Origin of the sequence: Yoonia sp., from assembly GCF_046292185.1 — a bacterium.
Lineage (GTDB): Bacteria > Pseudomonadota > Alphaproteobacteria > Rhodobacterales > Rhodobacteraceae > Yoonia.
The window spans coordinates 1-12700 of record NZ_JBKBQY010000095.1; the positions used below are offsets into that span (position 1 = coordinate 1).

Below are 12700 nucleotides of genomic sequence, written 5' to 3' on the forward strand. Positions count from 1 at the left end.
CAAAGCACCGTGACAGGCTGGCGCGCTTGGACGATCAGGCACGCGGCAGGTTGCGGCAGGTTGCTATCGCGTCCCTGTTGAAGGTGATGCGCGATTGCGGCGACCCCAGCACGCGGGCTGATGCCTATTCAGTTCTCCAGACATTGAAGGTAGCACCATGACGAACGATGACGAACGACCGCTGAAAGCTGGTGGCGAGCGCGCCACCCCGCCAACCCGTGAAGATCGGCAAGCCATCCACCAGCGGGAGGTTGAGGCGGTCGCAGCACGCAAGCGCTATGCCGATCAGCACCTTGCCGCCGCCCCGCGCTTTGGCGCAGCGTTGCGGGCGCTGGACAAGGATTGACCCCGTGCCCAGCGTCCGCACCCTGCTGGCGCGCGTTCAGCGGCTTGAGGCAGCGCGCACTGCAACCCCGTCGCCCATCGTCCAGCTATACGGTTCGGTCGATGGTTTCGCAGAGGGTTCCGAGGGGCTTGACCGCGTGGACTTTCCCCTCGTGCTCGCCGCCCTGCGCCGATGGGAGGCGGACAGGGTATATGACCACATGCACCGACAGCGTAACGGCATCTGGGAAAGCTCGGTGCGGTGACGGACCGCCGCTATGGTCTCCGCGCCCCGCCGGGTTTCAGTGAACCGGCACCGTGGGCATGGGATGGCGGAAAACGGCGCGAGCCTGTGCTCGATCTGGACCGCACGCCCCCGCTTGTGGTGCGGCATGTCGGCTGGCGGCGCTGCATGAAATGCGCGACCCCGTTTTGGAGTGAAGACACTACACGGATTCGCATGTGTCCCCGATGCAAAGGGGACGACAAATCCGCTGCTTTCTAAGGGGATGGCACAGGCAGCGGGCGCGGGTTGCCACCCGCAACGGGGCATAGCGTTCAGTTCCCCGCTAAATCCAACGGACGCAGACAGGGCGCAGCTTCTCCGCGTTTCGTGACCTGTGAGCACCCTCGCCGCAAGGTGGGGGTGCTTTCACGAGGGGCAAGCAAGCAGCGTCTTGCGCCTGCTGACGATGTGCTTATCACCCCAAAAACGAACTAAGCCGCGCAGGTGATTGCGCGGCTTAAGTTGTTGTAGCTATTGAGTTTTTTGGCTCCGACGGTAGGGATCGAACCTACGACCAATTGATTAACAGTCAACTGCTCTACCGCTGAGCTACGTCGGAACATGGGGTGCGTATAGCAATGTGATTCCGCGCCGTCCAGAGGGTTTTGCCCGGTTTTTCAATTTCTTCGCAGTGCCCGGTTGTTGGGTCAGATCAGGGTAAAAACAGCCTCGGGTCCGGGCGTTGGGGCGGCGGTGATACGACCGCGCGCAACGAGATCGATCAGATGCGCCAGCACGTTGCGTTCGGCGGCGGGCCGCAGGTCGGGCGCGATATCGGTATAGATGCGCAGGGTCAGCGCCTGCGGCGTCGCGGGGCCTGCGGCGAGGGCCTGCAAAATCTGCGCCTCGCGGGCGCGGCGGTGATCAATCAGCCATTGCACCCGCGCCTGCGGGTCCGTTACCGGCGCGCCGTGGCCGGGGTAACAGACCCGCGCTTTCAGCGGGATCAGACGTTGGCAGGAGGTCATGAAATCACCAAGGTCGCCGTCGGGCGGCGAGACGAGCGAGCTGGCCCAGCCCATCACGTGATCGCCGGAAAACAGCGCATCCTGCCAGATGAAACACAGGTGATTGCCGATATGGCCGGGCGTGTGGATCGTGGTGATCTGGCCCCACCCGCCCTGCAGGCTGTCGCCATCCGCCAGCGTCACGTCGGGGCGAAAGGCATGGTCGATCCCTTCGCCGCCGCCTTTCATGCCCTGGGCGATCAGCCGCGTCATCACTGCGCTACGCCCGGCGCTGGCGTCACCAAAGGCGCAGACCGGCGCGCCGGTCGCTGCCGACAGGGCAGGGGCGAGGGCCGAATGATCGACATGGCTATGCGTGACGAGGATATGATCGACGCGCCGCCCGCCGATGGCGCGCAGCAAGGCCGTCAGATGCGCGGGCCTGTCGGGGCCGGGGTCGATCACCACCACCCTGTCGCGGCCCAGAAGATAGCTGTTGGTGCCCAGATGCGTCATCGGCGACGGGTTCGGGGCCAGCACCAACGCCAGATCACCGCGCAAGCCAAGCGGTTCGCCGGGCCGGGGGGCAAAAACGTTCATCCCCACTTTCCGCCGGGGCCGATGCGCGCTAGCGTCGCGGCATGAATTTGCGATGGATCAAGAATGCGATGCCGCGCGGGATTTATGCGCGTGCCGCGCTGATCCTTGTGTTTCCGGTCGTGTTTTTGCAATTGCTTGTGTCCGTTGTCTTTATCCAGCGCCATTTTGACGGTGTGACACGGCTGATGACAAGTGCCGTGAACATTGATCTGCAATTCCTGATCGATACGGCGAACGGGGCTGACAGCCTGGATGATGCGCGCATGGCACTGGCCCCGCTGGGTGCCGCGTTGCAGATCCGCACCGCGCTGCCTGCGACACCGCCGCCCGCGACGGATATCAATCCCTTTGTCGATTTCACTGGGGCGACGGTGATCGAAACCCTGCGCGATGGGATCACATCCCTGCAGGTCGTGTCGCTGGAGGATCGGGGGCGTGTCACGCTCTGGGTGCAGACGCGGCATGGATTGCTGGAGATGGACCTGAGCCGCAGGCGCATGTCGGCATCGAACCCGCATCAATTGCTGGTGATCATGGTCGTGCTGGGCGCGCTGATGACGATTGTCGCCTATCAGTTCCTGCGCAACCAGCTGCGCCCGATCAAGCGCATGGCGCGCGCGGCAGCGGATTACGGCAAGGGGCGGATCACGCCTTTCACCCCCACAGGTGCGGTCGAGGTGCGGGCGGCGGGCATGGCGTTCCTTGATATGCGCAACCGGCTGGAACGCCAGACGCAAAGCCGCACGATGATGCTGTCGGGGGTCAGCCATGATCTACGCACGCCACTGACGCGGCTGCGGCTGGGCCTGTCGATGCTGGACCATCCCGATGCCGCCGAACTGGTGCGCGATGTCGATGACATGCAAAAATTGCTGGATGCCTTTCTGGATTTCGCGCGCAGCGATGCGGCGGATAATCTGGAACAGGTGGTGCCGGCGGATATCGTGCAGGCGGTGTTGCATGACACTGCGCGGATGGACGAACCCGTCAGCGCCGGGGTGATCGAGGGGCCTGAAGGCACGGTGAACCTGCGGCCTTTGGCGATCCGGCGGGCGCTGGATAATCTGGTGAACAACGCCCTGCGCTATGGCAGCAAGGCACGGATCGGCGTCAGCGTCACCGAACGCGCGGTAAGGTTTTGCGTCGAAGACGACGGGCCGGGCATCCCGCCCGACCAATATGACGAGGCGATCAGCCCTTTCGTGCGGCTGGACCCGGCGCGCAACCAAGACAAGGGCAGCGGTGTGGGCCTTGGCCTTGCCATCGTCGCCGATGTCGCGCGCAGCCATGGCGGCGTGCTGCGTCTGGGCCATAGCGAGACCCTTGGCGGGCTGAAAGCCGAGCTGGTCATCAGCCGCTGAGGCTGTGCCTAAAAATGCGGCAATTAACCGCAGCGTAACCATGCAACACGGCCAAGCCATTGCGGATGCGATAAAACCCTGTAGGTTTGAGGGATGAACAACGAGTTAAATCACTTCGATGAGATGCTGGGCGCCACAGGTGCGCGTCCCCCCTATCACAATTACGATGAATGGTTCGCGGCGCAGGACAACAATCGTCTCGCCAAGAAATCCGCCGAGGCAGAGGCGTTCTTTCGCCGCACGGGGATCACGTTCAACGTCTATGGCCAGTCGGACGCCGAGGAACGGTTGATCCCATTCGATCTGGTGCCGCGGATCATTTCCAGCACCGAATGGTCCAAGCTGTCGCGCGGCATTGAACAGCGCGTCCGCGCGGTGAATGCGTTTCTGCATGACATCTACAACCGTCAGGAAATCATCAAGGCGGGGATCGTGCCGGTCGATCTGATCGCCAATAACGCAGCGTTTCTGCCGCAGATGATGGATTTCAACCCGCCCGGCGGTGTTTATACCCATATCGTCGGCACCGATATCGTCCGCACCGGCGAGGATGATTTTTTCGTTCTGGAAGACAATGCGCGCACGCCATCCGGTGTCAGTTATATGCTGGAAAACCGCGAGACGATGCTGCAGATGTTCCCGGAACTGTTCAGCAAGATCAAGGTCAAGCCGGTCAGCGATTACCCCAAAAGCCTGCGCCGGTCGCTGGAGGCGTCGGCCCCGTCATCGTGCAACGGTCGGCCCTGTGTGGCGGTCCTGACGCCGGGGATTCACAATTCGGCCTATTTCGAACATAGCTTTCTGGCCGATCAGATGGGTGTGGAACTGGTCGAAGGCCATGATCTGCGCGTCATCGACGGCCATATCGCGATGCGCACGACGCGGGGCTATCGCCGGATCGATGTGCTGTATCGCCGGGTTGATGATGATTTTCTGGACCCGATGACGTTCAACCCCAATTCCATGCTGGGTGTGCCGGGGATCATGGATGTCTATCGCGCGGGCAATATCACCATTGCCAATGCACCGGGTACCGGCGTTGCCGATGACAAGGCGATCTATAGCTATATACCTGATATCGTGGAATTTTACACCGGCGAACGCGCGATATTGAAAAATGTCGAAACGCATCGCTGTTCCGAACCCGACACGCTGAAATACGTGTTGGATAACCTTGCCGAACTGGTGGTGAAAGAGGTGCATGGGTCAGGCGGTTACGGCATGTTGGTCGGCCCGGCCGCCAGCAAGAAGGAGCTCGCGGCTTTTGCCGCCAAGCTGAAGGCGAACCCTGGCAATTACATCGCGCAGCCGACGCTGTCGCTGTCCACCGTGCCGATTTTCACGAAAAAGGGGCTGGCGCCGCGCCATGTGGACCTACGGCCCTTTGCGCTGGTGTCGCCTGCGGGGGTGAATATCACGCCCGGCGGCCTGACGCGGGTCGCGCTGAAAAAAGGCTCGCTCGTCGTGAATTCGAGCCAGGGCGGCGGCACCAAAGACACCTGGATACTGGAAGACTGATATGTTGGGAAAAACGGCAGGCGGTCTTTACTGGATGTTCCGGTTTCTGGAACGGGCCGAAAATACCGCGCGGATGATCGAGGCGGGGTTTCGCATTGCCCTGACCCGGTCGAATGATGCGGAATCGGAATGGAAATCGGTCATCATCACCTCGGCCGCGCGACAGGCGTTTGAGCAGCGGCACGACAAATACACCAGCGGGAATGTCGTCAACTTTCTGTTGCGCGACGAAACCAACCCGTCTTCGGTGCTGTCCGTCACCAAATCGGCGCGCGACAACGCGCGGCTGGTGCGTACCGCGTTGACGACCGAGGTTTGGGCCGCGGTGAATGAGACATGGATGGTCCTGACCGAAGTGTTGAAACGCCCGATCCCGGAAACCGAATTGCCGCAGGTGCTGGCGACGATCCGGCAACAATCGGCACTGGTGCGCGGCGCTTTGGTGGGCACGATGCTGCGCAATGATATCTTTGATTTCTGCCGCCTTGGCACTTTTGTCGAACGGATCGACAGCACGGCGCGGATCATCGACGTGAAATATTACGCGCTGCTGCCCTCGCCCAGCTTTGTCGGCAGCCGGATGGACAATGTGCAATGGGAAACGATCCTGCGGTCGGTTTCGGCGCATCGGTCGTTCCGCTGGGCGGTCGAGGATGATTTTACCGCACCCGCTATTGCGGATTTTCTGATACTGGATGACAGGATGCCCCGGTCGCTGAGCCATTGCGCGGGGCAGTTGGTCAGCAACCTGAACCATCTCGCCAAGGATTACGGCGAAGTGCAGCCATCGCATGAAATGGCGCGCAAACTGAACGCAAGGTTGAAAGACCGCGATATCGGCACCATCTTCGATGAAGGTTTGCATGAATTCGTCGGTTCTATCCTCAAGGAAACGGCGGCGATCGGTATGCAGATCGAGAAGGATTACAGGTTCACCAACTGATGCTGCTGAATATCAATCATAAAACCAGCTATGCCTATGATATGCCGGTGGATTTCGCGTTGCAGAAACTGCGGCTGCGCCCCCTGAGCAATGTCATGCAAGAGGTGGGAAGCTGGGAAATCGATATCACCGGCGGCAAGATCGAGGCGAGCTATCAGGACCATTACGGCAATCACACCGATCTGGTCAGCGTGACACCGGGTGCCGAAGCGGTCGAGATTACAGCCAAGGGCGCGGTGACGACGCATGACCGCGCGGGCGTTCTGGGGCCGGTCTATGGCCGTGCGCCCCTATGGCATTTCGCGCAATCCACCTTTCTGACGGCACCGGGGGCAGGGGTGCGCGATCTGGCCCGGTCGCTGGGCAAGATGAAAGACCCGGTTGCGTCCCTGCATGATCTGTCCAACGCAATCCGCGATGCGATCCCGTTTAAGACAGGGGTGACAGGGGCCGATACCAGTGCCGAACAGGCGATCAAGATCGGCGCGGGTGTCTGTCAGGATCACACGCAGATCTTTATTTCCGCCCTGCGGACCCGGCGCATTCCTGCCCGCTATGTCGGGGGCTATCTGATGATCAATGATATTGTCGATCAGGACGCCGCCCACGCCTGGGCAGAGGCGCATATCGATGGTCTGGGCTGGGTCGGGTTTGATGTGTCCAATGGTGTGTCGCCGGATGAAAAATATGTCCGCGTCGCCATCGGGCAGGATGCGCGCGGTGCCGCCCCGGTCAAAGGGCTGCGCATGGGTCCGTCCAATGAGACGTTGATTGTATCTTTGCAGGTTCAGCAGTAAGGCTTGAGTCCTACACCCTTTTAGGCGCATCACATGACATATTGTATCGGACTGCAGCTTGACCGTGGGCTGGTGTTCATGTCGGATACCCGCACCAATGCGGGCGTTGACAATTTCTCGACCGCGAAGAAAATGTTTCACTGGCATGTGCCGGGCGAGCGGATGATCACGCTGATGACTGCCGGGAACCTTGCCACGACGCAGGCGCTGGTCAGCCTGTTGCGCGAAAGGTCGGTGACGACAGAAGATCGTGACCCCAGCATCCTGCATGAGAAGACGATGTTCCAGATCGCCCGTCTGGTCGGGGCCACCCTGAAAGAGGTGATCGCCGGCAGCGCCCAGCAGGGCCAGCAATCGGCAGAGCAATTTTCCGCTTCGGTCGTCGTCGGCGGGCAGATCAAGGGCGGTTTGCCCACGATCTTTCTGGTCTATCCAGAGGGTAATTTTATCGAAATCACCCATGACACGCCGTTTTTCCAGATCGGCGAGACGAAATACGGCAAGCCGATCCTCGTGCGTGCCTATGACGCCCATATGACCTATGAAGATGCGGTAAAATTGCTGCTGGTGTCGTTTGACAGCACGGTGAAATCGAACCTGTCGGTGGGTCTGCCTTTTGATTTGCAGATTTATGAAAAGGACAGTTTCACCGCAGGTCGCACAATCCGGATAGAAGAAGATGATCCAGTTTATCAGGCGATTTCAAGTGGTTGGGGGGATGCTTTGAAGGAAGCGTTTCAACATCTGCCGTCCTATAAGGTCTGATCACCACCCGTAAGGCGGGCCTTGGCCCATCTTGCTAAAGATCCTTCATCAGCCGCAGCGCGTCATAGATCGCCGCATGTGTATTGCGCGCGCTGACCGCGTCGCCGATCCGGAACAGTTGGAACGCACCTGCGGGGTTGGTTGCGACGCCCTGCTTTTGCCCCGCAAGCAGGGCCTGCAGATCGACCTCGCCCAGATTGGACGACAGCGGTTTGAGGTCGAAATAAAGATCATCCAGCGGCAAGGTTCCGTAATTCACCACGATCTGATCATAAGTCTTTTCTGACGAGAACCCGCTGTAATCCGTCCCGATTGTCGCGCGCAGCCGGTTGCCGTCGCGCGTGATATCCAGCAGGCGGCGGGTGACGGTAAAGGTCACGTCCTTGTCCTGCAAAGCGCGCATATAGGGGACGAGGTTCATTGCCATGACCTCTGGCGCGAAAGTGCGGTCCGGCGTCATGATTTCGACTGACGCCCCACCATTTGCGGCCACCTCTGCCGCCATCAGGCCGGGGTGGTCGCCGCTTTCGTCATAGATCAGCACATCCTGCCCCGGTTTCACATCGCCGGATATGATGTCCCAGGCGCTGATCGCCAGGGTCTGATCCTGTTTCGTTTCATAAAGTTGCAGATTGGGCAGGCCCCCCGTCGCCACGATCACCACGTCAGGCGACAGGGCGGTGACATCATCCGCCTCGGCCCAAGTGTTGAAATGAAAGGTGACGTCGCGCGCGGCGCATTGCGCCATCCGCCAGTCGATGATCCCGATCATTTCACGGCGGCGCGGGTTTTGCGCGGTCAGCCGGATTTGGCCGCCGGGGTCTGGCTGCGCCTCGAACACCGTCACAGCGTGCCCACGGGCGGCGGCAACGCGTGCGGCCTCTAACCCCGCTGGTCCGGCACCGATGATCACGACCTTGCGCGCCGCAGGGGCAGGGGCGATGTCATGCGGCATGGTCAGTTCGCGGCCAGTGGCGGGATTGTGGATGCACAAAGCCTCGCCCGCCTGATAGATCCGGTCGAGGCAATAGGTGGCGCCGACGCAGGGCCGGATGTCATCCTCGCGCCCTTCCACGATTTTGCGCACGATATGCGGGTCGGCCATATGGGCACGGGTCATGCCGACCATGTCGAGCAGTCCGGATTGGATCGCATGCCGTGCCGTCGCCACATCGGGGATGCGTGCGGCGTGGAAGGTGGGCAGGCCGGTCGCCTGTTTCACCGCACCCGCGAAATCCAGATGCGGCGCGCTTTTCATGCCCTGCACCGGGATCACATCAGTCATCGCCGGGTCGGTATGAATCCGCCCCCGGATCACGTTGAGGAAATCGACCATGCCGGTCGCGGCCAGCCGCTTGGAAATGGCGATGCCTTCCTCGGGGGTAATGCCGCCTGCTGTCGCCTCATCCGCCGTATAACGCAGGCCGATGATGAAATCCTTGCCCACCCGTTTACGGCAGGCGGCCAGCACATCCAGCAGCAATTGCATCCGGCTTTCCAGGGTCTGCCCGCCATAAGGCCCGTCCAGATCGTTGGTCAGCGGCGACCAGAATTGATCCAGCAGATGCCCGTAGACCTGCAATTCGATCCCATCCATGCCGCCCGCCTGCATCCGTTCGGTCGCATCGGCAAAGTCATTGATGATCCGCGCGATATCCCAATCCTCGGCCAGTTTCGGAAAGGCCCGGTGTGCCGGTTCGCGGTGCCGCGACGATGACACCGAGGGCAGCCAGTCCCCCTTGGACCACCCCGTGCGCCGGCCCAGATGCGTGAGCTGGATCATCACCGCACAGCCGTGATCATGGCAGGCATCGGTCAGGTTTTTGATCCAGGGCACGACCTCGTCCTTGTAGGCGAGGATATTGTTGAACACCGGCGGGCTGTCGCGCGATACGGCGGCTGATCCGGCTGTCATGGTCAGGGCGACACCGGCGCGCGCGCGCTCGGCGTGATAGGCGGCATAGCGTTCCTTGGGCATCCCGTCCTCGGGATAGGCGGGTTCATGGCTGGTGGTCATGATCCGATTACGCAGCGTCAGATGTTTGAGGCGGTAGGGCTGCAATAATGGATCGCTGGACATTGGCTGGCTCCGGGCTGGGGTCGTCCCATAGTGACCGGTGTGGCGCAGATGTATAGCGGGTTTGCGGCAGCATGGATCACCGTACCGACCTAAAGCCAGCGCCGGACATCCACGACGGAGGAGGGCCGTCAGGCCCCCCTATCTTTGGATCAGAAGTTCTGTGTTGCCACGCAGATATCTTCCATCTGGGCGATGCTCAGGCTGATCGTCGACGGAACGTCGTCCTGTGTCGTCTCCATGTCCTCATCCATCGCTGGCCCATCCTCTTCCGGCACCGTGTCAGAGGTGAAAGGCGTCACGCTGGTGTCCCCGGTCGTCCCGGTTTCGCCCGGCGCGCCTGTGGTGCCGGGTACATCTGCGCCAGTCACTGCATCAGCCGGAGCCTCGCCCGCGAAGGTGCCGGTGGTGTTGGCACCCGTGCCCAGGCCGGCCGACCCGTCGCCGGGGGTGGTGCTGGTCGCGGCATCCTCTGACATGCGGCCGGGATCGTCGGACAGCATTTCAGCCTCGGTCAGTTGCACGACATCGGCGCAATCGCGGCGGATGAAATCCTGATCCTGCGGCGTCAGATCGCCCCAGGCGGCCGTGATTTCGTCAGCGGAGCGCAGCGTCAGGCCATCATCGTCAAAAAGCGGCGTGACCAGCGTTTCCGGCCAGTCGCCGCCATAGGCGACCGGTTGCAGGTCGGGCGCATTTGTCTGGCTTATGCTTTCGTTGATGTCGTCAGTCGTCGTTTGCGCAAAGGCAGCACCAGCCGCGAGCTGTGTCGCGATGGTCAGGGTCAAAAGCGAATATTTCATGATCAACTCCGGTTGATGAGATGGGTTCGGACCCTCCCGCCGGACGGTCTGTGATTGACCAACCCTTTATGGTCGCGGATCGTTCCACGGCGAAAAAAGCAGGCAAAGCGGGTGGGCGCTTTTCTGCTGTGCTTTTGGGTGTTGATGATGGGGTTAATTGGCGGAGAGACAGGGATTCGAACCCTGGGAACCCTTGCAGGCTCAACGGTTTTCGAGACCGCCCCGTTCGACCACTCCGGCACCTCTCCGCGGTGGGGGCGCAATAAAGCGCGGCGCGCGCGGGTGCAAGGGCAAATCGTGCTCACCAAGAATTGCATGGGCATTAGCGGGAATTTAAGGTTTGTGCTGCGAGACTGATCAGACCCGGAAGGACAGGATATGCTGCGCGCCTTATTCATTTCATTCGTCACCGCCGTGACGCTTGCGGCCCCTGTGGCCCGGGCGCAGGATGATGATGCCAATGCCCTGTTCGATGCGATGGGGCTGCCGGAAATCATGGATGTGATGCGCCAGGAAGGCATCGATTACGGCGACACGATCGCGCGTGACATGTTTCCATCCGGCATGACGCCACGCTGGGCCGATGCCGTGGCGGAAATTTATGATGCGGATACGATGGTCGCGCAGATGCGCGCGGCTTTTGTCGCGGCTTTGGGGGACGGCGACGCCGCTGCGATGCTGGCATTCTATCAATCCGATCTGGGGCGCCGGGTTGTGACACTGGAAATCGATGCGCGCCGCGCGATGCTTGACCCCGCGCTGGAAGACGCGGCCAAACAGATGGCGGCACAGGCGTTGCAGGACGACACTGACCGCGCGCAGATGATTACCGATTTCATCAGCGCCAATAACCTGATCGAGGCGAATGTCGTGGGCGCGCTGAATTCCAACTATGCCTTTATTTCCGGGCTGGTGTCGGGGGGTGCCACGCTGCCCGGGCTGATGGCCGATGACATTCTGGCCGATGTCTGGGATCAGGAACCTGAAATCCGGGCGACTACGACAGAATGGCTTTATGCCTTTCTGATGCTGGCTTATGAACCGCTGCCGGATGCCGATCTGGCGGAATTCAGCGCAATGACGCAAACAACCGCTGGCCGCGATCTGACGGCAGCTTTGTTCATTGCCTTTGATGATCTGTTCGAGCAGGTTTCGCGTGATCTGGGGGTGGCAGCATCGGCATTCATTGTGAGCCAGGAATTGTAACCGCCCCTTGGATTTTTGGCAGATCAGGCTATGGTGCGGCACCGTCCGCACAAGCCGAACAAAAGGAACAGGTCTTTGCAAGTTAAATTCGCCGTTTTCGCTCTTGGTCTTCTCGCTGCCTGTGGCGGGGTGCAAACCGCCGCGATCCCCGTTGATCCGGCGCTGCCGTCCGGTGACCCCCGGCAGGAAAGGCTGGTTTTCAACGAATGCGCGATCTATTTCGCCGCCGTTGCGAAACTGCGCGCCGATGGACGTTCGCCCAATGGTGACCCGACACGCGGTTGTCCCGCCGATGCGGTCAGCCGTGCGGCCGATATCAATCCGATGGTCAGCGTTCCGTCCGTTTCGCCGGGGTTTCCGCAGGAACTTTATGGCCGGATGATCGCCCGCGGTGTGCCGACGGATCTGGCCAATGATATTTCCCGGTCCAAGGCGTTCTGGGATCTGGTTGCGCAGCGGGATTCGGCGGTCGGCAGTTTCTAACCGCCGTAAACCATCAGCGCCGTGACCAGCGCACCTGGGTTGACGTCAAACAGACCCCGGTCGGATTGCAACTGGATCACCCGCGTCGGGCGGTCCTGCAGCGGGACACCGGCGGCATCCATCGCCGATGTCAGCACCGGCCCGCCGCCTGCATCGATATCGCGGCGGATCGCGTCATATTCGCTTTTGACGATGATTTCGACCTGACCACGTTTTTGCGCATAACCGGGGTCGGTCATCGCCGTCAGCGGGGTAAAGACCGGCATGCCGGGATTATTCGGGTCCGTCGTGCAGGCGGCGATCAGGATCAGCGGGATCAACAGGGCAGGGCGCATGGGGGTTTTTCACCTTCTTTTGGCTTGACTTACAGGGGCATTGGATTGATAAGCCGCCATCTCGGCAAGGGTTTTGTCGGGGCTTATGCGAAATGACGCCTACGGGCGCGCAGTCCACAGGCACCAAACGCCGGATCACACCGGGGCCTCAGCGACGCGGAAAATGAAGGAAGATCATATGTTTGCGGTTCTCAAAACCGGCGGCAAGCAGTACAAAGTCGCCTCTGGCGATGTATTGCGCGTCGAAAAGCTGGC

Annotated in this window: 14 protein-coding genes and 2 tRNA genes; 10 read left to right on the top strand and 6 right to left on the bottom strand. The window is 61.0% G+C overall.

Features of this window, described 5'->3' with window-relative positions:
- Window positions 1–157: 157 nt before the first annotated feature.
- Entirely contained in the window at window positions 158–346 is a 189-nt protein-coding gene (locus ACK4TM_RS14575) for a hypothetical protein (protein ID WP_409702532.1), read from the top strand.
- 4 nt (window positions 347–350) lie between these two features.
- Window positions 351–590 carry a hypothetical protein gene (locus tag ACK4TM_RS14580; protein WP_409702534.1) on the top strand — a complete coding sequence of 80 codons (240 nt, stop codon included), beginning with the start codon at window positions 351–353 and terminating at the stop codon, window positions 588–590.
- Between the two features lie 504 nt (window positions 591–1094).
- Here the strand turns inward: ACK4TM_RS14580 and ACK4TM_RS14585 are convergent.
- Both ACK4TM_RS14585 and ACK4TM_RS14590 read right to left on the bottom strand, forming a co-directional pair.
- Window positions 1095–1169, bottom strand: a tRNA-Asn gene (locus tag ACK4TM_RS14585).
- An 88-nt stretch (window positions 1170–1257) separates the two neighbouring features.
- Entirely contained in the window at window positions 1258–2157 is a 900-nt protein-coding gene (locus tag ACK4TM_RS14590; protein ID WP_409702536.1) for an MBL fold metallo-hydrolase, read from the bottom strand.
- 41 nt (window positions 2158–2198) lie between these two features.
- Between ACK4TM_RS14590 and ACK4TM_RS14595 the strand changes: the two genes are divergently transcribed.
- From ACK4TM_RS14595 to ACK4TM_RS14615, 5 genes are all read left to right on the top strand, one after another.
- A complete protein-coding gene (locus tag ACK4TM_RS14595; protein ID WP_409702538.1) occupies window positions 2199–3518 on the top strand; it encodes an ATP-binding protein in 1320 nt (439 codons plus the stop codon).
- Between the two features lie 93 nt (window positions 3519–3611).
- A complete protein-coding gene (locus tag ACK4TM_RS14600) occupies window positions 3612–5036 on the top strand; it encodes a circularly permuted type 2 ATP-grasp protein (protein WP_409702540.1) in 1425 nt (474 codons plus the stop codon).
- A gap of 1 nt (window position 5037) precedes the next feature.
- The gene (locus ACK4TM_RS14605; RefSeq protein ID WP_409702542.1) at window positions 5038–5979 is read left to right on the top strand and encodes an alpha-E domain-containing protein; all 942 of its coding nucleotides are present in this window, start codon (window positions 5038–5040) and stop codon (window positions 5977–5979) included.
- Window positions 5979–6776, top strand: a complete 798-nt coding sequence (locus ACK4TM_RS14610) for a transglutaminase domain-containing protein (RefSeq protein WP_409702544.1) — start codon at window positions 5979–5981, stop codon at window positions 6774–6776. The genes ACK4TM_RS14605 and ACK4TM_RS14610 overlap by 1 nt, the downstream gene beginning before the upstream one ends.
- A gap of 33 nt (window positions 6777–6809) precedes the next feature.
- A complete protein-coding gene (locus ACK4TM_RS14615; RefSeq protein ID WP_409702546.1) occupies window positions 6810–7541 on the top strand; it encodes a peptidase in 732 nt (243 codons plus the stop codon).
- Window positions 7542–7575: 34 nt separating this feature from the next.
- Here ACK4TM_RS14615 and ACK4TM_RS14620 read toward each other — a convergent pair whose 3' ends face one another.
- The 3 genes from ACK4TM_RS14620 to ACK4TM_RS14630 all read right to left on the bottom strand — a co-directional run bounded on the left by ACK4TM_RS14620 (window position 7576) and on the right by ACK4TM_RS14630 (window position 10669).
- Window positions 7576–9621 carry an FAD-dependent oxidoreductase gene (locus ACK4TM_RS14620; protein ID WP_409702548.1) on the bottom strand — a complete coding sequence of 682 codons (2046 nt, stop codon included), beginning with the start codon at window positions 9619–9621 and terminating at the stop codon, window positions 7576–7578.
- 149 nt (window positions 9622–9770) lie between these two features.
- Window positions 9771–10421 carry a hypothetical protein gene (locus ACK4TM_RS14625; protein WP_409702550.1) on the bottom strand — a complete coding sequence of 217 codons (651 nt, stop codon included), beginning with the start codon at window positions 10419–10421 and terminating at the stop codon, window positions 9771–9773.
- Between the two features lie 158 nt (window positions 10422–10579).
- Window positions 10580–10669: transfer RNA gene (locus ACK4TM_RS14630), tRNA-Ser, on the bottom strand.
- Between the two features lie 130 nt (window positions 10670–10799).
- On the opposite strand from ACK4TM_RS14630, the gene ACK4TM_RS14635 reads away from it, so the two are divergent.
- A complete protein-coding gene (locus ACK4TM_RS14635; protein WP_409702552.1) occupies window positions 10800–11627 on the top strand; it encodes a DUF2059 domain-containing protein in 828 nt (275 codons plus the stop codon).
- A gap of 75 nt (window positions 11628–11702) precedes the next feature.
- Entirely contained in the window at window positions 11703–12110 is a 408-nt protein-coding gene (locus ACK4TM_RS14640; protein ID WP_409702554.1) for a hypothetical protein, read from the top strand.
- On the opposite strand, the gene ACK4TM_RS14645 is transcribed toward ACK4TM_RS14640, so the two are convergent.
- Entirely contained in the window at window positions 12107–12445 is a 339-nt protein-coding gene (locus ACK4TM_RS14645; RefSeq protein ID WP_409702556.1) for a hypothetical protein, read from the bottom strand. The two genes, ACK4TM_RS14640 and ACK4TM_RS14645, sit on opposite strands and share 4 nt — an antisense overlap.
- A 178-nt stretch (window positions 12446–12623) precedes the next feature.
- Here ACK4TM_RS14645 and ACK4TM_RS14650 point away from each other — a divergent pair.
- Window positions 12624–12700 (top strand): bL21 family ribosomal protein (locus ACK4TM_RS14650; protein WP_409702558.1); only part of this gene is annotated, 77 nt, incomplete at its 3' end.

What these genes read in the sequence shown, in the direction of transcription:
- ACK4TM_RS14600 (WP_409702540.1), top strand. Translation starts at nt 3,612, where the DNA reads ATGAACAACGAGTTAAATCACTTCGATGAGATGCTGGGCGCCACAGGT.
- ACK4TM_RS14605 (WP_409702542.1), top strand. Translation starts at nt 5,038, where the DNA reads ATGTTGGGAAAAACGGCAGGCGGTCTTTACTGGATGTTCCGGTTTCTG.
- ACK4TM_RS14595 (WP_409702538.1), top strand. Translation starts at nt 2,199, where the DNA reads ATGAATTTGCGATGGATCAAGAATGCGATGCCGCGCGGGATTTATGCG.
- ACK4TM_RS14625 (WP_409702550.1), bottom strand. Translation starts at nt 10,421, where the DNA reads ATGAAATATTCGCTTTTGACCCTGACCATCGCGACACAGCTCGCGGCT.
- ACK4TM_RS14610 (WP_409702544.1), top strand. Translation starts at nt 5,979, where the DNA reads ATGCTGCTGAATATCAATCATAAAACCAGCTATGCCTATGATATGCCG.
- ACK4TM_RS14645 (WP_409702556.1), bottom strand. Translation starts at nt 12,445, where the DNA reads ATGCGCCCTGCCCTGTTGATCCCGCTGATCCTGATCGCCGCCTGCACG.
- ACK4TM_RS14620 (WP_409702548.1), bottom strand. Translation starts at nt 9,621, where the DNA reads ATGTCCAGCGATCCATTATTGCAGCCCTACCGCCTCAAACATCTGACG.
- ACK4TM_RS14590 (WP_409702536.1), bottom strand. Translation starts at nt 2,157, where the DNA reads ATGAACGTTTTTGCCCCCCGGCCCGGCGAACCGCTTGGCTTGCGCGGT.
- ACK4TM_RS14635 (WP_409702552.1), top strand. Translation starts at nt 10,800, where the DNA reads ATGCTGCGCGCCTTATTCATTTCATTCGTCACCGCCGTGACGCTTGCG.
- ACK4TM_RS14615 (WP_409702546.1), top strand. Translation starts at nt 6,810, where the DNA reads ATGACATATTGTATCGGACTGCAGCTTGACCGTGGGCTGGTGTTCATG.
- ACK4TM_RS14575 (WP_409702532.1), top strand. Translation starts at nt 158, where the DNA reads ATGACGAACGATGACGAACGACCGCTGAAAGCTGGTGGCGAGCGCGCC.